The sequence below is a fragment of the Enterocloster sp. genome (assembly GCF_057861365.1).
Genome location: NZ_DBMACH010000001.1, coordinates 149,255 through 174,155 on the forward strand (window position 1 = coordinate 149,255; position 24,901 = coordinate 174,155).

The window sequence follows — 24,901 nt, forward strand, 5'->3', positions numbered from 1 at the left end:
GATATGGCAAAGATAATATTGTTTCCCACGCACGAAAATTACTGCAGACAGTGCATATATGATGGGAAAAATGGTGAATGCACCAATGAAGAATATATAAAAAATGGATACAAAGTGAATTGTGTATGGAAGTATTGTCCATACAGGAAGGAGAAAAGAGATGGAAGAAGAGAAGGATGTTAAGAAAATAGTGATACATTATGAGGATGGTACAGAAAAGGTTATTGATAAAGGGTTTTTCTGTAACATGAAAGAGGAAGATGGAAGTGCAGTATTGGAATTTACAATGTGTCATGTGTCGGGCAGAGAGATTGAACTGATCGTTGAGGGGTGTCTGCAGCTTGGGTTTAAACTCGGAATGTTTGATAGCAAGAAAGAGGAGGATTGATTCTATGGAAGACCATTGCGTAGCGTGTGGGGAAGTGATACCAGAGGGGATACAGGTATGCCCGATATGTAATAGAAAATATGAGGGAATACCGGCATTATCGAGATTGGACAATAAAACTTTAATTTGCCCGGAGTGCGGGACAGAGCAGGCGCTGGATGCTGCTCTTGGCGATAGCGGTATGTCGGAAAAGGAGAAGGCGGAATTTAAGGAAGGCGTCATACAGGCAATACATAGGCAAGAGGAGGAAATGAACCATGGACACAAAAAGCGGAGTTGAATTTGTTGCTCTTACAAAAGAGGAAATTGAGGATATTATCGCAAAGGCAGCGTTGGCCGGAGCCTCGGTGGCGGCTGAAACAATGGAAAAAGAGCATAGGAAAGCGCAGAAGGAATTGAAAGACAGACGCTTACATAATACCAGATTGCTTCTTAGAAATTACAGGGCTCTGAAAGAAAGTTGTACGAAGGCTGTGTATGAGAGAGAACATGCTGAAAAGACCACCGCAGAGGTGATAGAAGATCTTATGTCTATGAAGGCGAGCGATGGAGTGATTGTAAATTCAATCAAAGAATCCTCTGAAAGAACAAGTATTATCATATCCCATGTGGATAGAATGCTTGATGTGTATCGGATGTATTGCGGGAAGTTTGGGGAAAAAGAAAAACGTCAGTACAAGGTGATCAAAGCTATGTACATAACAAAAGAGCATGCATCGGTAGCAGAATTGGCAAGAAAGCATGGTGTAAGCAAAGTAACAATTTATGATGACATTAAGACGGCAGAGGAAAGACTTTCAGCTTTATTTTTCGGAATAAATGGATTGCATTTTTATTGATTCTATAAGGTTTTTCTAAAAATAACGGATATGGTTAAGTTAAACTTGACTTAATAACGGATAGCGAGTATGATAAGGGAGTAAAATCTTATCATAAAGCCATGAGCCACTGGGGATGCCCGGTGGCTTTTTTCAGTTATTCTGGGGAGGGGGAAGAGAAAAAGAAGATGAGAGAATGCTCCTTTTAAAAAGCGAAAGGAGATTTTACGATGAATGGATTTGCAATCTTAGCAATCTACGCAGTGGTTATGATCACTGCAACACTGATATTTACCAAAAAGGAAAAAAACGTGGAAAGATTCTGCGTTGGAAGCCGTAAGGAAAATTGGATAATGTCTGCTTTAAGTATAGCAGCCACATGGATCTGGGCACCGGCACTGTTTGTATCTACGGAAAAAGCGTATGCGAATGGATTTGTCGGTCTTTTTTGGTTTTTGGTACCAAACGTATTATGCTTGATCCTTTTCATACCGTTTGCGAAAAGGATACGGAGGGAAATGCCAGAAGGAATTACATTGTCTGGCTACATGAGGGATAAGTACAAATCGGACGGAGTTAAGCGTGTATATCTCTTTCAGCTCATGGGGCTTTCTGTATTATCGACCGGAGTGCAGCTCTTGGCCGGAGGCCAGGTTTTAAGCGTGGCGACCGGAACACCGTTTGAACTTGTTACGGTCTTATTGGCTATCATTGCTTTGTCTTACTCCCTCTTTTCGGGAATAAAGGCCTCCATGCTGACGGACGCTATACAAATGGCCTTTATGCTGGCGGCAAGCGTGGCGTTCCTGATCATGGCAATCAGAGCCGGCGGAACTTCTGGAATACTGGAAGGAATACACGGAATATCTGGAAATTATACGTCATTTTGGTCGGAAGACGGTATAGATGTGTTCCTCGCATTTGGACTACCGACTACAATCGGCCTGCTTTCTGGTCCGTTCGGAGATCAATCATTCTGGCAGAGGGCGTTTGCCGTCAAGAGCAATCGAATCGGCCGCGCGTTTTTTGTTGGAGCGATACTATTCGGACTGGTGCCGTTCTCTATGGGTATTCTCGGATTCACCGGGGCAGGGATTGGATATCAGGCGAAAGATCTTGGTGTTATCAATTTTGAGCTGATTCAAGAGATGTTCCCGGCTTGGGCGGTGCTGCCGTTTCTGTTCATGATAGTGTCTGGACTTTTATCAACGGTAGACAGTAATTTATGCGCAGCATCATCGCTTGTGACAGATATGAGTGGTGGAAAGGAACTCAAAAAAACAAAGTTGGCTATGATCTCCCTGCTTTGTGCGGGTATCCTGATTGCCAATATACCGGGGATGACAGTCACGCACCTGTTTCTATTTTATGGAACGTTGAGGGCGTCAACGTTGTTGCCGACCGTCATGACATTGAAGGGAGTAAAGTTTACGCCGAAAGGAATACAGTACGGAGTTATATCTGCCTTGGCCGTAGGACTCCCTATTTTCGCCTACGGAACGGTTTTGAACAGTGGACCATATAAAACCCTTGGAAGCCTTGCAACAGTGCTGTTGGGCGGAATTGTAGGGATGATAGTTACAAAGGTGGAGGTGCGGCATGGAAAGAGTGCTTGGTAAAAAGCAATCAATACAGAATGAGGAATGGTTGAAAGCTGAAAAGCGCATTGAAGAACTGGTTTCAAGAGAGGTACTGGATGAAAAGGTGCGCTCAACCGTTGAGGAAATCCGGCAGATGACTGACGGGAAGAAAGCTGCATACGCATGGTCCGCCGGAAAGGACAGCCTCGTCCTTGGAGAAATATGCCGGGACAGCGGAGTTACTGATTGCATGATGGCGATCTGCAACCTAGAGTACCCGGCTTTTTTGAAATGGGTAGATCGGTACAAACCGAAAGAACTTGAGATTATCAACACAGGGCAGGACCTTGAATGGCTGTCAAAACATTTGAATATGCTGTTCCCGCAGGACAGCGCCACGGCGGCGAAGTGGTTTTCAATCGTTCAACATAGAGCGCAGGCAAAATACTATAAGGCGCATGAGCTGGACTTACTCCTGCTCGGCCGGCGCCGCGCAGATGGAAACTATTGCGGAAGAGGATCGAACATCTATACCGATGGAAAGGGCATCACCAGATATAGTCCTTTAGCTGCATGGAGCCATGAAGAGATACTTGCTTATATCCATTACCATAAACTGGCAATTCCTCCGATTTACGGGTGGAAAAATGGCTTTCTCTGCGGAACGCATCCATGGCCAGCGAGACAATGGACTGGATCCATAGAGAATGGATGGGAGGAAGTGTATGAAATAGACCAAGATATCGTAAAGAAAGCGGCAGAGTTTATAGAAAGTGCCGCAGAATTTTTAAAATCGCTTTAAAAAGGCTATTTGCAGGTAGCCTCATTGCTCCTTCAAATTTTGAGATTTGGAGGAAAATACAATGAAACAATTAACCATGAAGCTGAAAGATCTTATCCGACCGGAACGCAATATTAGAATCCATACAGAAAAGCAGTTGCAGGAGTTTGAAAGAAGCGTCAAAATGTTTGGTCAAATCAGACCTATTGTTATTGATGAAAATAACACGATCTTGGCCGGAAATGGATTGTATGAAACTTTGCTAAGAATGAACCGGGAAGAAGCATTGGTTTACAAGTATGAAGATTTGACGGAAGCACAGAAGAAAAAGCTGATGATTGCTGACAATAAAATCTTCTCTCTTGGAATAGAAAACCTGGATACATTGAACGAATTCTTGGAAGAACTGAGCGGAGATTTGGACATTCCCGGATTCGATGAAGAAATTTTAAAGCAGATGGTCGCTGATGCGGACGAGATCACAGAAAAAATATCTGAGTATGGAACTCTGGATGAAGAAGAGGTAAGAAAAATAAAAGAGGCAAATGAGAAAAGGGAACAAAGAGAAGCATTTGAAAACAAATCCCATCCGGAAGAACCGGTTGAGCATATTGCGGAATCAGAAGAGTGTAATGCGGAATCCAATCAAGCGCCGGCTGAAGCAGGAAGGTTTGTGATATGTCCAAAGTGTGGTGAGAAGATATGGCTGTAAAACGCTGCGAATCCAATATAGATGTGGTAAAAGCTGCTGAGATACGGATAAAGAATGTGTTTAGGAACGGTCTTCCGGTATTCTTTTCATTTAGCGGAGGAAAGGACAGCCTATGTGTCGCTAAGTTAATCATGAATCTTGCAAACCGCGGGGAAATAGACATAAGGCAGTTGACCGTCCAGTTCATAGACGAAGAGGCAATCTTTCCGTGCATGGAAGAAATGACGAAGAAGTGGAGACGTAAGTTTATGATGATGGGGGCAAAATTTGAATGGTTTTGCATAGAGGTAAAACATTTCAACTGTTTCAATGCCCTGTCGAATGATGAGACATTTATATGTTGGGATTCCACGAAGAAAGATGTTTGGGTAAGGCAACCACCGAAGTTTGCTATTAGAAATCATAAATTATTACGGCCAAGAATAGATGCGTATCAAGATTTTCTTCCGAGAACATGTGTTTCCGGAATCACAATGGTAGGCATCCGCACCGCCGAATCATTGCAGCGTTTGCAGAACATCGCAGCAATGACACGGGCCGGGAAGACCATGACGAACAAAAGACAGGTCTTCCCTATATATGACTGGACCAACAATGATGTATGGCTGTACTTAAAACAGGAAAAGGTTGATGTTCCGGAAATATACCTGTTCTTGTGGCAGTCGGGGAGTTCAAAGCAACAGCTTAGAGTGTCACAGTTCTTTTCCGTAGATACGGCCAGATCACTGGTAAAGATGAATGAGTATTATCCGGATCTCATGGAACGGATCATACGCAGAGAGCCAAATGCATATCTGGCGGCACTTTACTGGGATAGCGAAATGTTTGGCCGGAGTAGCAGGAAACGGAGGACGATGGAAGACGGATCCCAGGAAAAAGATTACAAGAAAGAACTCATATACATGTTCTCGAATATGGGCGTGTTCTTTGATACACCGCATAAAAGACATATTGCGGAGAGGTACCGGAACTTTTTCCTTCAGGTATCATCCATTGCAAAACCAGAGGACTTCAAGCACATATACGAAGGTCTCATTTCTGGCGATCCCAAAATGAGGACATTCCGTGCGTTATATCATCGGATTTATGGGAAATACATATCTGAGGCAAAGAAAACGGAGGAAAGCAGACATGGAAAATAAATTATTCGCCCCGCTTGGTACACTGCAATGGATACCGCGGAGCAGATTAAAACCAAATGATTACAACCCGAACAAAGTTTCAAAAGAAAATTTAAAGTTGCTCACGCAGTCCATTCTTACCAATGGATGGACACTCCCGATTGTTGTAAGACCGGATTATACGATTATAGACGGATTCCATCGATGGACTGTTTCTGGCGAAGAGCCGCTGCTGTCTATGCTTGGCGGGAAGGTGCCTATTGTTATCGTTGAACATTCGGAGAGATCGGAGGACATCTATGGTACCGTAACGCATAACAGAGCGAGAGGTACCCACTTGTTAGAGCCTATGAAGGCGATTGTAAAAGAACTCATGAATGAGGGAAAAACCGTAGATGAAATAGGGAAACAGCTCGGAATGAAGCCGGAAGAGATCTTCCGATTATCTGATTTCACAAAGGAGGATTTCTTAAACATGATGACAAAAGGAGTTTCTGGATTCTCGAAAGCAGAATTTGTGACAAAAGTTTGATTTTTGTTATAGAATACATAGAACAAAATCGGCGGGAGGTGAATGAGTGCCTCCCGGTTTTGTGCTATCCGAAAAAAATACGAAAAGGGAGGTGGTGGCTGTGCCGAGAGCAAGAAGCCCTGACAGTATCGAAGCGGAAAAGCTGTTTCATGATGGCATGGCTCTTGTTGATATTGCAAAGAAACTCGGCAAGCCAGAGGGAACAGTCCGTCGGTGGAAATCAACTCAGAAATGGGAAGAGAGTAGTAAAAAAAAAGAAGGCGAACGTTCGCAAAAGAAAGAGAAGGAGAAAACGAACGCTCGCAAACGAGGTGGACAGCCTGGAAATAAAAATTGCAAAGGCAAACAGAATGCAAAAGGACATGGAGCTCCACCTGGAACACAGAATGCTCTGAAGCATGGAGGATATTCCGCAGTCTACTGGGATACGCTCGATGATGAGGAAAAAGAGCTGATTGAAACTATGCCGCAAGATGAAGAGGAAATGCTTCTGAATCAGATTATGCTATTCACAGTTAGAGAGCGCAGAATTATGAAGGCGATCAATAAGTACAAGGACGCAAAAGGCGGTGTATATGTGTCTGGAGTAACGAAGTTTGAGGAGAAGAGGACATTTAAAGATGATGCCGAGAAAGAGCTTTATGAAAGCAGAGTGCTTGATAAAGTGAATAAAGGAGATAGACTTCCAGGAGAACATTACAGTATGCAAACAATGACTGCCTCTACTACCGATCTGGTTGCAAGGCTTGAAAAGGAATTAACATCTGTACAGGCCCAGAAAACAAAGGCGGTGGACGCTCTTGCCAAACTAAGAATGGAGAAGAGGAAAGAAGCCGGGGAGAGCAAGGGGAACGAACTTGTTCGAACCTGGGCGGAAAGCGTCATAAAAGCAAGGAGGGAGAACGATGGATAGTATGAATTGGCTGTCGGACTTCCTTGATGAAAGCATGCCGATATGGAGAGATAATCCTGTCATCTATTTCCGGGAGGTATTGCAGTTTGAGCCTGATGAATGGCAGGCAGAGGCGGCCATGGACTTGGCACACAATCCGAAGGTCAGTATTAAATCTGGACAGGGTGTTGGTAAGACAGGTTTAGAAGCTGCTGTGTTCCTGTGGTTTATCACTTGCTTTCCGTATCCACGTATCGTAGCGACAGCTCCTACAAAACAGCAGTTGCACGATGTCCTCTGGTCTGAGATTTCGAAGTGGATGAGCAAGTCTCCTTTGCTCTCTCAGCTTCTAAAATGGACAAAGACCTATGTTTACATGGTCGGTAATGAAAAGCGTTGGTTTGGAGTTGCTAGGACTGCTACAAAGCCAGAAAACATGCAAGGATTCCACGAGGACAACATGCTGTTCATCGTTGATGAGGCATCCGGTGTGGCCGATCCGATCATGGAAGCTATTCTCGGTACACTCTCTGGAGAAAACAACAAGCTGCTCATGTGCGGAAACCCTACAAAGACTACCGGAACATTCTATGACAGTCATACGCGGGATAGGGCATTGTATAAATGCCATACAGTAAGCTCGGCAGAGAGCAAACGAACAAACAAGGAGAACATTGAATCTCTGATCCGGAAGTATGGGTGGGATTCTAATGTGGTCAGGGTTCGTGTTCGTGGAGAATTCCCCAATCAAGAGGATGATGTGTTTATCGCATTATCTACTATTGAGCAATGCGGCAGTAGGTTGTTTGAATTGGATGATGGGAAACTGCTTCCGTATATTATTTTCGGCGTCGATGTGGCACGATTTGGAGATGACGAAACGATTATCTACCGCAATGCCAGAGGAAAGTTGAGAATCGTAGCGAATAGAAGAGGGCAGGATCTGATGAGAACTGTTGGCGATATTGTACGGCAGTATAAAAAAGCTATCAAAGAGTTCCCAGATTATCATGGAAGAATTTATGTAAATATAGATGATACGGGACTTGGAGGCGGGGTTACGGACCGGTTGCGGGAAGTCAAAAGAGAACAGAAGCTTAACAGGCTGTATGTTATACCCATCAATGCCGCAGAAAAGATCGAGACCGACACAAAAGCTGGAAAAGATGCGGCCGAGCATTACAACAACCTTACAACTCATATGTGGGCTGTGCTAAAAGACCTCATGGAGAACAAAGAAATTGAAATGGAAGAGGATTCAGAAACATTTGCACAGCTTTCTTCACGAAAGTATTTCCTTGCCAGCAATGGAAAGCTGGAGCTTGAGAGCAAAAAGGAAATGAAGAAAAGAGGGCTAGATTCTCCGGATAGAGCTGACTCAGCAGCGTTATCAGTATATCTTGGAAAAATCAAAAAATACACAGGCAGTGCTCCAAGTGCAGATAGTGGACTTGGAAAGAGCAGCTATTGGAAAAATAAGTAGGAGGAATATCATGGGATTGCTTAGCAAAAAAGAGGCATATGTCACAAAAGGTATGCGCTTAATAGAAGAAAAGAGAACTCCAGAAGCAACGATAGTTGTGGTGGATGGGTTGAATGATTACCAGAACAGAATTATTAAAGCATTGAACAGACACCCGGTGGCAGATACGGCACTTGTTGTTGTAGCATTGAGAAATTTGGCTGATTCACTTGAAGAGCAGGAGCCGAGTTGTAAAGGATTGGTTGACTGGCTTAATAAGACGGCTACGAAGCCAGAGTTTCAAAACAGCAAGAGGATTGAAAAAACGAGAAAACGATAGAAAGGGGTGAGAACGATGGCGGAAATAGGACGCATAGGACAAAAGCGATATAACGGTGTGTTCTATGAAGAGTTTCTGAGGGAACTGCAGGGAATTCGTGGCGTGGAAGTGTATCGTGAAATGGCAAACAATGACGATACCGTTGGGGCGATCCTATTCGCCATAAAAATGCTGATACGCCATACCCAGTGGAATATCGAACCAGGAGGAGATACGGCGAAGGATAGGGAAGCGGCAGAGTTTGTGGAGAGCTGCATGGATGATATGCAGAGTACATGGACTGACACGATATCAGAAATACTGTCTTTTCTTGTTTATGGATGGAGTTACCATGAGATCGTGTATAAGCGTCGCATGGGAAAGACAAAAAATCAGAAGACTAAGAGTAAGTATTCTGATGGTCTTATTGGATGGCAGAAACTTCCGATAAGAAGCCAGGACACTTTGTATAAGTGGGAGTACGATCAACATGACAATCTGGTTGGGATGACGCAAATGCCGCCACCGGATTATGGATTTATTACCATACCGATGAAGAAAGCGATGTTGTTTCGTACGGAAAGTGCAAAGGATAATCCGGAAGGCCGTAGTATTCTGAGAAATGCTTACCGCCCATGGTATTTCAAACGCCGGATACAGGAAATAGAGGCAATCGGAATTGAACGTGATCTCGCAGGACTTCCGGTATTCCATGCCCCTGATGGGACAGATATCTGGGATGAAAACGACGATGATATGATAAAGATAAATGCAGCTCTTACAAAGATGGTGAAGTCTATCCGGCGCGATGAATATGAAGGACTGGTGCTACCGCATGGATTTGAGTTTGAGCTGGTAAGTACCGGGGGTGCTAGGCAATTCGATACAAACTCAATCATAAACAGGTATGATACCAAGATTGCAATGACGGTTCTTGCTGACTTTCTGATGCTTGGACACAATAAGGTGGGAAGTTTTGCACTTAGTTCTGATAAAACAGAGCTTTTTTCTGTTGCCATATCTTCGTTCTTGGATGTTATATGCGAAACATTCAATAATCAAGGCATTCCTGCACTTATTGACATCAACGGAGATTATTTCAATGGTATAACAGACTATCCCAAAATGACGCATGGAGAGATTGAAGATGTAGATGTGAAAGCGGCAGGGCAATTCATTAAGGATATGACGGGAATTGGCGTAATTGTACCGGATGATGGACTTGAGGATTATGTACGAGAAATTGGTCATTTGCCGGAAAGAACAACCGACAGCAGGGGAGAAAATCCGGCCAGAACAAAACAACAAAACCAAAATCAACCGCCGGAAGAAGAGCCTGACTCATCAGAAGAAATTGATGACGAAGAAGATGAAAAGAATGCCATGGCGGCGAAACGAAGGCTTGGAAGGGAAGGGTAACAGGTGTATATCTTTAAAAAACCAAAGCCTCTCGGGAAGGCGAAGAAGCGGAGCAAAGAAAATCTCCGATTGTTGAATATGCTTAATAGGTATATTACGGACACGTCCGCTGTTCCGGTTTCTATACTAACGAGATTTTGGGCGGATCAGGCAGCGGCTATTACATACAAAGAGATACGGAAACTCATAGAGGATGAAGAAGTATCGGAAGAAGATCTTCTGAATTGGTCAAAAGACTATTCTTCGTTTGTTACGGACACACTTGAACCTATGTGGCTTGAAGCGATTATCGTAGGGCAGCTTAGTTCTGCGATATTAAATGAGGCAAAGGAACAGGGATTTGAATTTGATGCAACCGATGTTGGTATAAGGAATTGGATAAAGGACCGAGGAAGTGAATTTGTAACAAATGCTGTGCAAGAACAGAAAAAAGCAATACAGAGGCTTGCCATGAAAGCAGTAAGGGAAGAAATGTCACCGGGAGAGCTGGCAAGGGTTATACGGCCATGCATCGGGCTTACTGAACGTCAAGCGCAGGCAAACCTACGGTATTACAACAGCATTAAGGAACAAATGCGCAAGGAGCATCCAAGGATGAAAGAGGAAACGATTGTTAGGAGAGCTCGGGATAAGGCGTTGAAATATGCTGAAAAACAACATAGATACAGAGCTGAAACTATAGCGCAAACTGAATTGGCTGAGGCATACAGTGCCGGCGCTCATAACGGGATAATACAGGCTCAGGAAAAGGGCTATATAGGTCATGTGAGGAAAGTGTGGGTAACGGCAAGGCAAGAGAATGTGTGTAGGTTTTGTGAGGCTGTAGAGGGCGTTAGCAAGGAAATGGAGGAGTATTTCGACGTAGGAAAATGCGGAACAGTTTTATTCCCTCCAGCGCATCCGAGATGTAGATGCGTTGTAAAATATGTGGAAGTGAAGGAGTAATGGAAATGCAAACCATGTATGAGTTGCTTGGAATCCACAAAAAAGTGGACAAGGAAAAGCAGAATGTGGAAAACTCTAAAAACAACAACCAGTCAGTGTTGAAAGGTCGTTTTAAAATCCAAAAATCAGAAGATGACAAACATCTTGCTTTTGGTTGGGCGAGTATATCAATAGATGAGGCCGGAGAACAGCTTGTAGACTGGCAGGAAGATATGATTGATCCGGAAGAATTAGAAAACGCAGCTTATGATTTCGTGCGATTATACCGAGAAGGAGGAGAGATGCACGAAAGAGGAGACTGTGCAATTTTGGTTGAAAGTGTAGTTTTCACAGAAGAAAAAATGGAAGCCATGGGCATTCCTGTTGGGACTATTCCTGTGGGATGGTGGATTGGTTTTCTTGTCACAGATGAAGATGTGTGGGAGAAGGTCAAGGATGGAACTTACTCTATGTTCTCAATTGAAGGAGAGGCAGAAAGAGTGGAGGTAAAAGAAGATGTGGATTCTGATTGATGTTGGGATTTTCTTTCTTGGAGCGTTTATAGGATTTGCTTTAGCTTGTGTGGTAATCGCTGCAAGAAACGATTGAAAAATGGTAATTCAAGAGGCGGTATTACCGCTTTTTGTTTTATAAAAATAAGCGAAAGGAGGAAAGGAAACTTGGCAACAAAGTTAAAAAATTTACATGTAAAAAAGGTGGATTTCGTTGATGAAGGCGCTAACCAACAAGCCGATATCAAGATTTTCAAGAGGAAGGAACAGAGCGCACCTGTTGTGACGGATCTGTTACAAGATCCTATGAAAGAGCAAAAGAGCCTTTTCAAAAGACTTATGCACTCAATCGGGAAAAGCCTTGGATTTAAAGATGAAGAAATTGACGGCTTTTCGGAATTGTCATCTGAAGGGATTATTCAGAAAGGGAATTCGCAAACTTTTGGAGAAAAGATGACGGAAGTTAAGCGGCAGAAGGTGGCTGATGAGATGTGGAGCATTTGTTATGCCCTTCAGTCCTCGCTGCAGTCGATTCTTTACGATGAAGATCTTGACGGAGCAACAGCACAATCCATGATGGAAGAAAGTGTTTCTGAATTCGATGAGATTATTGCTGATGCAATTAGTAGTTGGTCGGCAGGAAAGGTCAGTGGAATCAAAAAGGATATCGGGAAAACGGATGTTGAATCATTGAAAAAGTTTAGAGACCATCTGAACGAAAATATTGAAAAAGCAGCAAACATTGAGAAAGGAGAAGTTGAGGAGATGCTAAAAATTGACAAGAGTAAAATGTCACCGGAGGAAAGAGCCGCTTACGATGAAATCGTAAAGAAATATGGATTTGAAGAGGAGACTGTTGAGAAATCCTCTACAGTAAAACCGGGAGAGAATGACGACGGAGAAGAAGATCTGGACGATGGAAAGAATGGTAAAAAGACAACAACGAAGAAATCGGCAGCATCAGAAGTGGGAGACGATATTTATAAGGGTCTGCATCCAGCAGTTAAGGCAGAGATTGAAGCTCTTAGAAAGTATCGCGAAGCTGCGGAAAACAAAGAATTCATGGAAGTTGCAAAGAAATATGAGATTATCGGTAAAAAACCAGAGGAACTGGCGCCTGTTCTGAAAAGTCTTAGAAATGCTGGTGGTACAGCTTATGACGATATGATTTCAACGCTGGATTCCATGGTTGCCATGGCAGATAGTTCCGGTGTATTTTCTGAGATTGGAAAATCTTGCCGCGGATCTGCCGGAATTGTTGCGAAAGGGAAAACGGAGTCACGTGTAGAGTCTATTGCAAAGGGCTACATTGAAAAAGACCCGTCTCTGAGCTACACAGATGCAGTTGCAAAGGCATGGGAAAACAATCCTGATTTGCTTGCGTCTTATGATGATGAAGCGGGATTTTAAGAAGGAGGAATAAAAATGGGAAAGAATTTTAATGGAACGCTGATTAACGGCTCTCAGACAATTACCGAGAAAGCGGGAGCAGAAATCGCAGATTGTCGCAATAGAATTGTCAAATATGATTCAAACGGAGATGTGGTCCTTGCTACTGCTGGAACAGATATACCCGTTGGTATTGCAATTATTGAGGCTGGATACAACGATATCACTGGAACAGAATCTGGAAAAGTGGCAAAAGGTGATGATGTAGATATCCAGGTCAAAGACATCGGATATGTCATTGCTGGTGCGGCAATTAAGAAAGGACAGGAAATTACATCCGGAGCAGACGGGCTTGCGGCCGTGGCAGCAGCGGGAAATTATATTTTAGGTATTGCTTTAAGTGATGCATCAGCAAATGGATATGTAAGAATTCAGATTTCAAAATATCAGAAAGCAGATGGTGTAGGAGCCGGAGTTGGCGCATAACAAATAAGGAGGAATAAATACATGAGAAATTCAACAAAAGGTATTGCGGCAGAAATTGCAAAAGGGGCATTTAGACCTCATACAGCACTTACAAATATGGCGCTTTCATATTTTCAGAACCCGGGAAATTATTTTGCAAAATCAATTTTCCCGATTTGTCCTGTAGATTTGTCAAGTGATAACTACTATGTTTTTGACAAAGCAGATCTTTTGAGAGACGGATGGAAGAGAAAACCTGCGTATGGAAAGGCAGATCCGACGGTTGTTTCTGAATACACGGAAACATATAACTGCAAAGTTGATCAGATGATTATGGGAGTTGATAATATTCGCCAGACAGATCTTCAGCGTCGCATGGGACCGGCAATTAGAGATCCGCGAATTCAGAGAACAAGAACTATTGCAGAGCAGGCAAACATTCATCAGGATTATTTGTTCGCAGAACATTTCTTTAAAGCTGGTGTGTGGTCTCAGGAGTACACAGGGGTTGATAATACAAGTCCGTCTGGTGGCCAGTTTATTAAGTTCTCAAATGATAACTCCGATCCTGTAAAATTCTTTGATGAGAAAGCAACAGAAATGCAGGAAAAGACTGGAAGAAGACCGAATCGTATTGGTCTGGGGGCAAATGTTTACACTGCTCTTAAAAATCACCCAGGTATTCTTGAGAGAGTAAAATACGGTGGAACTACTGCGAACCCGGCAAATGTAACTTTGAATGTGTTGTCACAGTTATTTGAGATGGAGAGAGTTGTGGCCATGCAGTCTATCGTGAATAAAGCATCGATGGGTGCGGATGCCGATATGGGATTTATTGGAGATCCGAACGCAATCTTACTTGCATATGCAACGAATAATCCAGCTATCGATGAACCGTCTGCAGGGTATATTTTTACATGGGATATGCTTGGGGATGGACAGCTTTTGCCGATTCTTAGCTATCCGGGAGAGCCGGGAACTCATTCTGATTATGTAGAGGGGCTTATGGCAAGTGATATGAAGAAAACAGCGGACGATCTTGGAATGTTCTTCAAAGATGCAGTTTAAAAGTTAAGGAGGTTACGTATGAGGTTAATTGCTAAAAAGCCTTGTTCGTTTGGTGGACGCACATTCTATATCGGAGAAGAAATTCCAACCGAATTTGTCTTAAATCCTAAAGCGCAAGAGAAGCTTGGTGTCATTGCCATTGTTGCTTGCGGAGGAGAAGTAGGAATGAAACAGGAAGATATGGTGGCACAAGTAGGAGAAGTCGAATTCGGCGTACCGATAAGACAAAAAAACGGAAACATGACATTGTATTTGAGTGAAGAGCAGATATGCTCTGCTGTAGAAATAATGCAAATGAGCCCGGCAGAAGCGAAAGAAGCGATTAAAGGCATTGCGTCCGAGAATATCCTGATTCTTTTGAACGCATGCGATTCAAGAAAAGCAATAAAAGAAGCAACGGAGGCTGCAGCCTCCGGGCTTACCGCCGAGGAAGGAGCGGATGAAAGCGAAGGTGATGAGTGATGGCTGGCACCTATACCTACGATCCGTCAAAACTGTCTGATCGAGGAAAAGACCTTATGCGTTTTGAACTCGGAGATACCATGGTGGAGGGGCGTGAGAAAACTTCTGCACTATCAGATGAGGAATATGAGGCATTATTGGAGATGAACAAGAACTGGAAGAGAGCAAAGCTTGCCTGCATAGAGTCTATTTTTAGACGGTTTTCGTACGAACCAGATACCCAAACAGGACCTTTGTCGCTTCAATTTGGAGCAAGGGCAAAACTGTGGCAAGAGGAGTATGAAAAATTAAAAGCATCCATATCAAAGAGCTGCCTGTCTGAATCAGCAATTAAAATGCAAGGGGATTCCTATGGAAGCCCTTATTTTTATACCGGAATGATGTCAATGGAGAAAGAGGGCAGATGAAATGATGTATCTTCGACCAGGAAATTTGTACAAGGATTTTCTTGTAAAAAGAATGAAGAATGATGTTTCTGAGATTGGACTGCCCATTAAAGGCTATACGGATACAGGAGATTTGATAAGCGGTGTGTTGGCGGAAGCTGATACAGATGACAGTGAAAGGAAAAAGCACTTATGGGATCAAAATCAGCATTCGCTTACGCATACGATTGTAAGCGAAGGAAGTCCGCTGGCAAGAAAAGGAGATCTTCTTGTTATGGGCGAGAGAATGTTTCTTGTACTTGTTGTAGATGATGCCGGAGGACTTGGTGTAGCGACAATTTATTATGCAGAAGAAAGGAATGATTTAAGATGACAGCAGGAAATGCATCTGAATCTATTCGTCAGGCGGTGAAAGAGGCCGTAAGAGAGGTAAATCAGCAAACAATGGGAAAGGCGTTCCGTGTATCGAATGCAATGAGAAATAGCGCGATTGAAGTTCTCACCAATCCAAGTCCTTCAGCTCCGGGGAATCCACCTGGAGTAAGAAGTGGATTTCTTCGGAGGGCATGGAAGACTGGAGTGAGAATGAATGGAGGGAATTCATATTCCGGCATATCGGTAACAGCATATGCGGATTCTATGGCTTCATATGCCGGATATTTGCAGGATGGTACAAAGAAAATGGCGGCAAGACCATTTGTTGATCCGATACTTGACGATGTAGAGCCCGAGGTCGATTCTATTTTTTCTGAGTTTTAAAAGGAGGTATGTATGCTGATTATAAGGAATCCAACAAATGTTTTTGATGTAAATGAGGTGCATAGAGGCACCTTGATATATGCAAAGCACAAAACTTGGAGCGATCCGGAAATGGGATTTGTAGTTTCCGTAACTGGAAATAAGCTTATTGTCCAATATCCACCACGAATCGGAAATGTAACAAATCACTTTTTTGTGTATGCTGACGAGGTGGCAAACGGGGATTGGGAAATCCGCTACAGTAATGATCTGCAGGTGATATCAAAACATCCGGACGGAGGAGAATAGGATGAATCTAATAAATCTGATTTATAAAAGATTGCTGGAATCCGAGAAAATAAAAGCGCTGTGTGCTACTTATGCAGGGAAGCCAGCCATATTTAACACAGAAGCCCCAGACGATAAGCAGGAGGGGTGGGGTGGAAAAGTCCAGTACCCAAGGGTTACCTTCTCGTGCGATATGCAGGCGAATGAGGAACGATCAAGCGTAGGCACTCTTAATATCGTAGCTTACACAGAAAGCACCTCTCTGGTCATTTTAGAGATTGAAGCGGCTATTAAGGAGTGCTTTAGGGATATCCTAATTTATCCGGAAGATGGTGGTCCGTATAGCTTTGCGTGGGCGAGGACAGATCCGTTTTTATTGGAGGGGAATATCATAGGTCAAGAGGTTTCCATTGATCTAATGGAATACTCTCCGCAGGAGACTACCGATCCGGATCCGGTTGTTGCATTAAATCAATACATAAAGGAACTTTACCCGGAATCCATTATTATTGGGATGGACAGGTTGAAAGAATTTACAGATACGGCAGAAACCCCGGTGTTTTACAGTAGACTTTGCACCTTAAATAAAGTGGCCGGACATAACATGAATACGGTTGCGTGGATGGACTGCAGAATAGCGGTCCATCTTTTGTGTCCGGATAAGTCAACGAATATAAAGATGATCGCAGCTGTTGCGCAACGGATTTCCGCAGATGAAAGAATTATCTTACTTGACGGTTCTCCAATGAATGTATCGGAGGTTCAGTTGGATAGACAGGCAGACTATCTGAAAACTGGACAATTATACATAACAGGAAGATACGGAATACTGAAATATAAGGCAAAACAGCATGCGATTATGAAAAATATCATTATGAGTAAGGAGGAATAAGCAGTATGGCAGAAACAAAAACGGCGAATGCACAGGCATCAACAAAAGAAAAGGCGCCCAGAAAGAGGGAAGCGGTAGAAACGGTATATACCGCAGAAGAGCTTTCGAATGCGTCAGAACGTTTCGGGACAAGAAAAGAATGTGTCGCAGCAGCCCTTAAATATTACGGGAAAGACAAGGCGACACTTAAAGAGGCAAAAGAACTCGTGAATAAATTTTTGAGTAAGGAGGTCAAATAATGGCTGGTACATTTATTGCTGGTGAAACAAAGATTCGGCCAGGAACATATTTCAATATTCAGAAGGTCGGTGACAATCAGATCGCAGGGGCATCAGATGGAGTTGTCGCTATCTTTTTTAAGGCAGATTTTGGTCCGCTTGCACAGGCTATTGAAATCACACCGTCAGAAGGATATGAAAAATTGTTTGGAACTGCGGGAACAACTAACGCAATCCGTGAGGCAATCAAAGCTGGTGTAACAAAATGTGTTTGTGTTCGTGTTGGAAAGGGCGGTACGCAGGCAACGATTACAATCAAAACAGCCGCTGAAGAACAAGTGGAAGCACTTAAAATTACAGCGAAATATCCGGGAGAAAAGGATTTTGCGATTACAGTAAGAGAAAAACTTTCTGATTCAAAAACGAAAGAGTGCATCATCTATTCCGGTGCAAAAGAATTTGAAAAACTGGAATTCCCTGCCGGTGACGATGAGGTTAAGTCGCTTAATCAGGCTTTTATAAACTCAAGATACTTTACATCTGAAGTTATGGCAAGTGCAACGGGGATTCTGGCAGATGTAAGTGAAGAGGTATTTACTCCAGGAACTGCACCAACCGCAACAAATACTGAATACAGTGATGCTTTTGTTGCAGCAGAAGCGTATCGGTTTAACTGTGTTTGTGTGGATACGGAAGATACGGCAGTACATCAGCTTCTCGCATCCTTTGTTGATCGTATATTTAATGCTGGTCAGCTTGCAATGGCTGTTGTTGCTGAGAAGAAGAATGTCGCACTCACAGAAAGAATGGCACACGCTGCGGCATTCAACAGCGAGAAAATGCACTATGTATTGAATGCATCTGCGGAAATTTCCGGTGAGCTTGTTGAAGGATACCTTGTTGCTGCAAGAATAGCAGGAATGATTGCGGCGACTGCTTCAAATAAGTCCTTGACACATACGGTGATGGAAGGATACACAAAACTGAATGATGCGCTAACACCAACGGAAATTTCAACGGCGGAACAGAAAGGCTGCCTTGTTTTGAGTACGAATACAAACGGCCAGATCTGGATTGACAGTGCAATCAATACGCTGGTAAGTCCGGCAGATAATCAGGATGATGGTTGGAAGAAAATCAGAAGGACGAAAACAAGATATGAGTTGATTACGAGATGCAATGATCAGGCAGATGCCCTGATTGGAAAGGTTGACAATGATGTAAACGGAAGAGCTACTGTTGTAAGCCAGCTTCAAAGTGTAATCAATGCAATGATCAATGAAGGGAAACTGGTGTCCGGAACAGCCTCTGAGAACACAACATATCCGTCTGATGGGGATTATGCATATTGTGACATCGAAGTGATCGATAAGGATTCTATCGAGCACCTGTATCTGACATATAAATTCCAGTTTTCAAGCAGAGTAACAGAATAAGAAGGAGGGAAAATAAATGGCTATTAACGAAAGAGCATCATCAGATGCACGTCATGCTCGTACCGGTAAAGATGCCGGTTTGTATAACGGTACCGGAGATCTTCTCGCCTCCATGGAATCATTTCAGGCGAAGGCTACGTACAACAATGTGAAGTATAAACCGATGGGAGATCCGCAAGAGCATGAGACAAGCGACTCGTACGGTATTACAATAACCGTTACAGAAATTGTAATTGAGGATATTGATATGTTTAGAAAGCTCATGGATTCAATGAAATCCGGAAAGACGCCACAGTTTGTATTCCAGGGCGTACTCCAAGGGCTTAATGGATCTGAAGAACGGGTGGTTTACAGAGAAGCTATTCCTTCTGGCGATATTGATTTGCAGAACATTGCAAATGGGGATGTTATCAAACGTACATGGAATTTCTTTGTAAACGGGAAACCGGATCTTCAGAAGGAACTTACAATTTAATTGAAAATGCAATGAAGGGGGCGAAACGTCCCCTTTTTATTTTAGGAGGATGAACAATGGCAAGATTATCAAGTGTAGAAAACAAGGGACAAGAAGTTAGAGAAGAGAATTTTTCCGAGAAAGAAACCCAGGGACAACTCCTTACTGTTGAAAATGATTTTATCTCTGGAATGCTTGCGGCAGCTGCTTATAAGAACGATGAATTGAGGCAGATTAACATCACCCGTGACGGAAAACTGTATTTTTCGTTTAAAGTGCATGCACTTGGCGAGGAGGAGGCAAACAAATGCCGCAAAAAGTACACCAAGTATGTGCGTAACAAACAGATTGGTATCAAGTTTGCTGAGGAAACGGATACGGCGAAGTTCCGTAGCTCGCTTATTTATCACGCTACTGTCGAAGAAGACAGAATAAAGCTTTGGGACAATCAGCAGGTTTGGGAAGGACTGAGAAAGCAGGGAGTCCTTGTTGTTACTGCTCTCGATGTTATTGAGGCTGTACTTCTTGGTGGAGAGAAAGACCGTGTAATTGATGAGATTAACAAGCTTAGTGGATTTGACTCCGAAAATCTTGAGGAAGTTGAAAACAAGATGGAGGAAGCTGCAAAAAACTAATTTTGGCAGGAGGAAAAACAACCCTCTTGCATCAAATTTTTCAGCGGCTTGGTATAACCCCGGATGAAGTATATGCAAAGCCTGCTGGTGTGCGTGCGTTTATGTTCGCGTCAATGAGAGTACGTCTGGAAGATGACGAGAAAGGAGGAAGATCGGGTGGCGACTAAGGTTATAAAGATAGAGATTCCTATCGAAACAAAGGATAATACTGGACCGGTTGTAGATAGCATATCTGAAAAAATGGAAAACCTTGATTCGGCTGCGAAAAAGGCACAAAAGAGTATGGAAAATACTGTAAATAGTGCAAATAAAGCGGCGAAAGGTTTTGAAAATGCATCAAGACGTGTTTCTGGTTTTGAAAAATCCGTTGGAAGTGGCTTTGATAGTGCATCAAAGAAAGCGTCCGGCTTTGAAAAATCTGTAAATAAGACACAAAAATCGCTTCTTGCTATGATGAAAGAAAAGTATCAACTTCTGCTCGAGGCGAAAGACCGGATCACACCAACTGTAAAACAGGCCATAACTTATGTAAAAAGCCTGACAGGAAAGACGTGGAAGGTTACATTAAAAGCTGTTGATCTAGTAACATCCCCTGTGAGACGTGTATTTGGCCTATTGAAAAGCCCACTCGTGGCGGCTGGCGTTACAATCTCGGCAGGCGCCGGTATTGCTGATACGGTGCAGACGTATGCGGATTTTGAAGCTGCTATGTCTGAGGTAAAGGCAATATCAGGCGCAACAAGCCAAGAGTTTGAGCAGTTAACAGAAAAAGCAAACCAGATGGGGGCTGTTACGAAATTTACGGCATCTGAATCTGCAGAGGCATTTAAATACATGGCTCAGGCGGGATGGGATGTAAGAGAAATGATGGATGGTATCGACGGACTTATGGCTCTCGCAGCGGCATCCGGAGAAGACCTTGGTATAACGGCTGATATCGTAACAGATGCTCTGACAGCATTCGGATTATCTGCGAAAGAAAGCGGAAGGTTTGCGGATGTTATGGCGCAAGCAGCGAGCGCAACTAATACAGATGTGGCAAAAATGGGAGATACATTTAAGTATGTTGCTCCTGTTGCCGGTGCACTTGGATACAGCATTGAAGATACAGCAGTAGCTATTGGCCTAATGGCAAATAGCGGAATCAAAGCTTCACAAGCCGGAACAAGTCTTCGCAGCCTGCTGACCAATCTTACCAGACCAGTTGGACAGGCAGAAGATGCGATAAATGCACTTGGAATAAGCATAACGAATACTGACGGATCCGTAAAACCTCTTTCTCAAACATTACAGGATTTACGAGCGAAATTTGGTGCTCTGACCGATTCGGAAAAGGCTCAATATGCGGCCATGCTTGCCGGACAGGAGGGAATGAGTGGACTTCTTGCTATTGTAAATGCATCTGATCAAGAGTTTGAAAGTCTGACAGAGCAAATAAATAATAGTTCTGGTGCGGCACAGAAAATGGCGGACGTTATGATGGATAACCTTTCTGGTAAATTTGAACTTTTTACGGGCGCATTAGATTCAATGAAAATGTCACTTGGCGAAAAATTTAAACCATATTTGATTGAAGCTCTTGAATGGATGACTGACAAAGTTCCAGATGTGGAGAATGCGTTGCTTACGGCAATGAATTCGTTTGATCATTTTGTTGATAATGCGAAGGCGAAAATAGATGAATTTACTGCTACAGACGAATGGAAAAACGCAGATCTGTTTGGAAAAATCGAAATAGCATGGGATGAACTTGTGGCGGAGCCGTTTTCAGATTGGTGGAATGGGTCTGGAAAACTGAAAGTAGCTGGTGTTGCAAGAGATATAGGCACCGGAATCGGAAGCGCAATTTCTGCTGGTATCTTGGCATTGATGGGAGTAGATGTTTCTTCTGTAATTGACGAAGGAAGTAGCATTGGCCGTCAGTTTGCAGAAGGTTTTTCTGAAGGCATGAGTGGCGTGGATGTATCAGCAGCTCTTGGTACAATGGTAAGCGGAGCGTTTTCGAGTGCCGGAAAACTTCTTCCTGGAGGGACAGCTCCGGATATTGGTTCTCTCTTGTCTGCGGCGGCAATAGCAAAGATCGCGGGACCGTTGATGAGCTTTGGATCTGGAGCATTCAAAGTAGGAAAGGGAATATATAAAAGTGCTACTGGAGGAGTGTTAAAGAAAGCGATAGGAAGTTTCTCAGTGGCAGATGAACTTGCCGGAGTAGGAAATGTTTCCGGAAGCGGACTGATGGGTCTTGCTGGAAAAGCAGGTATGGCACTTGGATCAGGAGCATCGACAGCAACCGGATTGGCGGCTGCCGGAGCTGGCGGAATAGCCGGAGGAATAGTCGGAGGAGCCGCACTTATAAGTGGTGGAATGGATGCTTTTGATGCTTACAATTCCTACAAAGAAGGAAATAAAGACGTTGCGAAAGCGCAAGGAACATCTGCCGGACTGAAAGTCGGCGGAGTAGCGGCCGGAGCAGCAGCAGGAGCCGCTATCGGAAGCGTTGTTCCAGTATTGGGAACAGCAGTCGGAGGATTGATCGGAGCAGGAATCGGCGGTCTCGCTGGCTGGTTTGCCGGAGATAAGGTCAAAGAGGATTATGAGGAAGCAGCGGCAGCGGCGGAAAACCTTGAACAAAAAAGCAAGTACGCTCTCGAAGGTGCAAAATTCGACAGCAAAGAGCTTAAAGAAGCTTTTGATGACACAAATGTATCTGCTGAACAATTTGGTGCTATGATGCAGGAAGCAACCTCAAACAAGATAAGGGATGCCTTTGGTGATATAAAGCTGACCATGCAGGAAATTGAAGAGGCAGCCAAGCAAATTGTTTTTGCGGATCAAGCGGAGGCTCTGAACAAATTCTCGGCAGCTGCGGAGACAGCAGACAGTTCTCTTGCTACGCTACAGAGCTCGTTCCAGACGATGGACAAGCTGAACTGGAAGGCGTCGCTCGGCATGGAACTTGATGAAGGAGATATGTCGGAATATATTTCGGCTGTTGACGCCATGATCGAAAGCTCGAAACAGTATCTCGAAGATAAACACTACGAGGCAACTGCGGCCATAGATCTTTTGATAGAGCCGGGAAACGAAACCGATATGACGTCTGGATTAAACCAGATGTATTCGGACTTACAGACTAAGATCGAGAGCCTTGGGGGAGATCTGAAAGCGAAGGTTAATGTGGCGCTGGAAGATGGAGTAATCACTCTTGACGAACAGGCGGAGATCGCGAATCTGCAAAACCAGATTGCGGATATTACGAACCAGATTAGCCAAGCTGAAACAGAGGCAAGTTTCCAAAGCTTGAAAATCAAGTATTCCGGCGCGTCATTAGATGCGGACTCGTTCGCATCTTTGGTGTCTGAAATCCAGGCAAATGTGCAAGATGCAGCGTCTCAATATGATGAAGCTTTGCAGGTTTCCTTGACGAATTTAAACTTACAGCTTCAAAACGGAGCTATCTCTCAGGAGCAGTTCGACGAGCAGCTTCAGGCGCTTACGGAAGGTTATCAGGCAAAGATTACAGATCTGTCCGTCAGAGTAGAAAGTTTTGAGCTACAGTCGATAGCGGATTCTTTTGGTAGTGAATTGGATGGGATACTTCCGGAGTTAGAAGGAACGGTAGCTGAACGGCTTGGAACTGCCATGCACAATGCAATGGCTAATGGAGTGGATGTGGAAAATTGGGATGTATCTACTGCATCAGAGTGGCTCGATTTGGATGGATTGTCTGCTGAAACGCAATCGGCTATTACTGAAATGATGAGTCAGGTTGCGGCTTCTATGCCGGATCAGATGACATCTGCCCTGGAAGGTAGTGGAGCGAATTTGAGCGAAAGCGTAAATAATATGGTGAAGAGTGGAATAGAAAATGCAGATTTTACAGAAGCAGGGGCAGCCATGAACCAGAAGCTTGGCGAGTCATTAACTCCAACGGATATGTCAGAATCATCTGCCGGATTACAAGATGGATTGCAATCATCTCTCATGGCTTCAGTAGAAAACATTGATCTTACGGAAGCCGGAAGTCTTATGAACCAAAAACTTGGGGAAGCAATGTCTTCTGTGGATATGTCTGAATCTGATGCGGGACTTCAGGAAGGGTTACAGAATTCCTTGACCGCTGCGCTTGAAGGAATAGATTTATCGGAAAGCGCACAGATGATCAATACCTCTATTGTAACGGCGCTATCATCAACCGAAGGGATTGACATGAGTGGCTTCACAGCTTCCATGCAGAGCAGTATTACCTCTTCGATAGAGGGATTGGATTATTCCGGCGTCACGACTGCTGTTGGTTCTGGTATATCGAATGCGATTACTGCAACTATGGGAACCATTCAAGGGGCAATAGACACCCTTTACAGCAACGTTGGATCTGCAATCAACACGGCATTTTCGGCAGGATTTTCTACCACAACAACCGTCACAATTACGGCGAATTATAAGCTCGCAAATCCATCAGCCACTATCAGCTTTAGTGGTGGCGGAACTGGAACAGCTACGGTCAGCGGAAGCATTTCAAGCCATGCGAATGGTGGTTTCGCTTATGGTCCGGAGCTTACGTGGTGGGGTGAGGACGGACCGGAAGTGATCATCCCGCTTGGAAGTAAGAGGCGGCAAAGAGGTTTGGAACTGTGGGCGCAAGCCGGAGAAATGCTCGGAGTTGGAAAGCATGCTGACGGCGGCATTATCGGCTCCGGAGGGGGTACAAGTAAAAATATATGGGATAACACAGAAAGGCTCATAGAGCCAATATCCGAGGGAGACAGCGGCACATCTGATGTATCAACGGTTATTGACAGCGAAAGGAACTCGGATACAAAAGAAGTAAACCTTAGCGTGACTGTAAATCCGCAGTTTGTGATATCGTCAACAAGTCAGAGAGAAGACGATATCCTGCAAATTATCAAAACGCACATGAAAGAACTGGCAGACGACCTTGGCGGAGAGCTTGCTGATCGCCTGGGTGAAGTTTTCTCAAACATGCCGATAAGTAGTTAAGGGAGGCGC

General features: G+C 43.8%; 29 protein-coding genes. All 29 read left to right on the top strand.

Features of this window, described 5'->3' with window-relative positions; translation table 11 throughout:
* Positions 1-3 precede the first annotated feature (3 nt).
* Entirely contained in the window at positions 4-183 is a 180-nt protein-coding gene (locus ACZM6M_RS00780; protein WP_268802974.1) for a hypothetical protein, read from the top strand.
* Positions 161-388, top strand: a complete 228-nt coding sequence (locus ACZM6M_RS00785; RefSeq protein WP_268802975.1) for a hypothetical protein — start codon at positions 161-163, stop codon at positions 386-388. Before ACZM6M_RS00780 ends, ACZM6M_RS00785 begins: the two co-directional genes overlap by 23 nt.
* Before the next feature lie 4 nt (positions 389-392).
* The gene (locus tag ACZM6M_RS00790; protein WP_268802976.1) at positions 393-668 is read left to right on the top strand and encodes a hypothetical protein; all 276 of its coding nucleotides are present in this window, start codon (positions 393-395) and stop codon (positions 666-668) included.
* Positions 646-1,227 (top strand): HTH domain-containing protein, encoded by a 582-nt coding sequence (locus tag ACZM6M_RS00795; protein ID WP_268802977.1) that lies wholly within the window; start codon positions 646-648, stop codon positions 1,225-1,227. The genes ACZM6M_RS00790 and ACZM6M_RS00795 overlap by 23 nt, the downstream gene beginning before the upstream one ends.
* A 209-nt stretch (positions 1,228-1,436) precedes the next feature.
* Positions 1,437-2,825, top strand: a complete 1,389-nt coding sequence (locus ACZM6M_RS00800) for a sodium:solute symporter family protein (protein WP_268802979.1) — start codon at positions 1,437-1,439, stop codon at positions 2,823-2,825.
* Entirely contained in the window at positions 2,806-3,588 is a 783-nt protein-coding gene (locus ACZM6M_RS00805) for a phosphoadenosine phosphosulfate reductase domain-containing protein (RefSeq protein ID WP_173878561.1), read from the top strand. The genes ACZM6M_RS00800 and ACZM6M_RS00805 overlap by 20 nt, the downstream gene beginning before the upstream one ends.
* A 61-nt stretch (positions 3,589-3,649) precedes the next feature.
* On the top strand, positions 3,650-4,279 hold the full coding sequence (locus ACZM6M_RS00810; protein WP_268802980.1) for a ParB/Srx family N-terminal domain-containing protein: 630 nt from the start codon (positions 3,650-3,652) through the stop codon (positions 4,277-4,279).
* Positions 4,270-5,421 (top strand): phosphoadenosine phosphosulfate reductase domain-containing protein, encoded by a 1,152-nt coding sequence (locus tag ACZM6M_RS00815; protein WP_268802981.1) that lies wholly within the window; start codon positions 4,270-4,272, stop codon positions 5,419-5,421. The genes ACZM6M_RS00810 and ACZM6M_RS00815 overlap by 10 nt, the downstream gene beginning before the upstream one ends.
* Positions 5,411-5,932 (top strand): IbrB-like domain-containing protein, encoded by a 522-nt coding sequence (locus tag ACZM6M_RS00820; RefSeq protein WP_173878555.1) that lies wholly within the window; start codon positions 5,411-5,413, stop codon positions 5,930-5,932. Before ACZM6M_RS00815 ends, ACZM6M_RS00820 begins: the two co-directional genes overlap by 11 nt.
* A 100-nt stretch (positions 5,933-6,032) precedes the next feature.
* A complete protein-coding gene (gene terS / locus ACZM6M_RS00825) occupies positions 6,033-6,845 on the top strand; it encodes a phage terminase small subunit (protein WP_489489376.1) in 813 nt (270 codons plus the stop codon).
* Entirely contained in the window at positions 6,838-8,307 is a 1,470-nt protein-coding gene (locus ACZM6M_RS00830) for a DEAD/DEAH box helicase family protein (protein WP_268802983.1), read from the top strand. Before terS ends, ACZM6M_RS00830 begins: the two co-directional genes overlap by 8 nt.
* A 10-nt stretch (positions 8,308-8,317) precedes the next feature.
* Positions 8,318-8,626, top strand: a complete 309-nt coding sequence (locus tag ACZM6M_RS00835) for a hypothetical protein (RefSeq protein WP_173878551.1) — start codon at positions 8,318-8,320, stop codon at positions 8,624-8,626.
* 15 nt (positions 8,627-8,641) lie between these two features.
* On the top strand, positions 8,642-10,024 hold the full coding sequence (locus ACZM6M_RS00840) for a phage portal protein family protein (RefSeq protein WP_268802984.1): 1,383 nt from the start codon (positions 8,642-8,644) through the stop codon (positions 10,022-10,024).
* Between the two features lie 3 nt (positions 10,025-10,027).
* Positions 10,028-10,969, top strand: coding sequence for a phage minor head protein (locus ACZM6M_RS00845; protein WP_268802985.1), 942 nt, complete (start codon positions 10,028-10,030; stop codon positions 10,967-10,969).
* 5 nt (positions 10,970-10,974) lie between these two features.
* Positions 10,975-11,481, top strand: a complete 507-nt coding sequence (locus ACZM6M_RS00850) for an XkdF-like putative serine protease domain-containing protein (RefSeq protein ID WP_268802986.1) — start codon at positions 10,975-10,977, stop codon at positions 11,479-11,481.
* Between the two features lie 147 nt (positions 11,482-11,628).
* Complete coding sequence (locus tag ACZM6M_RS00855) at positions 11,629-12,870, top strand: hypothetical protein (RefSeq protein ID WP_268802987.1); 1,242 nt, start codon at positions 11,629-11,631, stop codon at positions 12,868-12,870.
* A 15-nt stretch (positions 12,871-12,885) separates the two neighbouring features.
* A complete protein-coding gene (locus ACZM6M_RS00860) occupies positions 12,886-13,335 on the top strand; it encodes a structural cement protein Gp24 (RefSeq protein WP_272111746.1) in 450 nt (149 codons plus the stop codon).
* A gap of 21 nt (positions 13,336-13,356) precedes the next feature.
* Complete coding sequence (locus ACZM6M_RS00865) at positions 13,357-14,382, top strand: hypothetical protein (protein WP_173878540.1); 1,026 nt, start codon at positions 13,357-13,359, stop codon at positions 14,380-14,382.
* An 18-nt stretch (positions 14,383-14,400) separates the two neighbouring features.
* Positions 14,401-14,844, top strand: a complete 444-nt coding sequence (locus ACZM6M_RS00870) for a hypothetical protein (RefSeq protein ID WP_173878538.1) — start codon at positions 14,401-14,403, stop codon at positions 14,842-14,844.
* Positions 14,844-15,251: a hypothetical protein gene (locus ACZM6M_RS00875; RefSeq protein WP_268802989.1), complete on the top strand. Its 408-nt coding sequence runs from the start codon at positions 14,844-14,846 to the stop codon at positions 15,249-15,251. Before ACZM6M_RS00870 ends, ACZM6M_RS00875 begins: the two co-directional genes overlap by 1 nt.
* A gap of 1 nt (position 15,252) precedes the next feature.
* Entirely contained in the window at positions 15,253-15,603 is a 351-nt protein-coding gene (locus ACZM6M_RS00880) for a hypothetical protein (protein WP_173878534.1), read from the top strand.
* Complete coding sequence (locus ACZM6M_RS00885) at positions 15,600-15,989, top strand: HK97-gp10 family putative phage morphogenesis protein (RefSeq protein WP_268802990.1); 390 nt, start codon at positions 15,600-15,602, stop codon at positions 15,987-15,989. The genes ACZM6M_RS00880 and ACZM6M_RS00885 overlap by 4 nt, the downstream gene beginning before the upstream one ends.
* Before the next feature lie 12 nt (positions 15,990-16,001).
* On the top strand, positions 16,002-16,277 hold the full coding sequence (locus tag ACZM6M_RS00890) for a DUF5026 domain-containing protein (RefSeq protein ID WP_173878530.1): 276 nt from the start codon (positions 16,002-16,004) through the stop codon (positions 16,275-16,277).
* Position 16,278: 1 nt separating this feature from the next.
* Positions 16,279-17,148, top strand: coding sequence for a hypothetical protein (locus ACZM6M_RS00895; protein WP_268802991.1), 870 nt, complete (start codon positions 16,279-16,281; stop codon positions 17,146-17,148).
* A gap of 5 nt (positions 17,149-17,153) precedes the next feature.
* A complete protein-coding gene (locus ACZM6M_RS00900; protein WP_173878526.1) occupies positions 17,154-17,387 on the top strand; it encodes a YqzN/YkzM domain-containing protein in 234 nt (77 codons plus the stop codon).
* Positions 17,387-18,802, top strand: a complete 1,416-nt coding sequence (locus tag ACZM6M_RS00905) for a phage tail sheath subtilisin-like domain-containing protein (protein WP_268802992.1) — start codon at positions 17,387-17,389, stop codon at positions 18,800-18,802. Before ACZM6M_RS00900 ends, ACZM6M_RS00905 begins: the two co-directional genes overlap by 1 nt.
* 16 nt (positions 18,803-18,818) lie before the next feature.
* Entirely contained in the window at positions 18,819-19,277 is a 459-nt protein-coding gene (locus ACZM6M_RS00910; protein WP_268802993.1) for a hypothetical protein, read from the top strand.
* A gap of 56 nt (positions 19,278-19,333) precedes the next feature.
* A complete protein-coding gene (locus ACZM6M_RS00915) occupies positions 19,334-19,891 on the top strand; it encodes a phage tail assembly chaperone (protein WP_173878520.1) in 558 nt (185 codons plus the stop codon).
* A 156-nt stretch (positions 19,892-20,047) separates the two neighbouring features.
* The gene (locus ACZM6M_RS00920) at positions 20,048-24,892 is read left to right on the top strand and encodes a phage tail tape measure protein (protein ID WP_418985617.1); all 4,845 of its coding nucleotides are present in this window, start codon (positions 20,048-20,050) and stop codon (positions 24,890-24,892) included.
* Positions 24,893-24,901 lie beyond the last annotated feature (9 nt).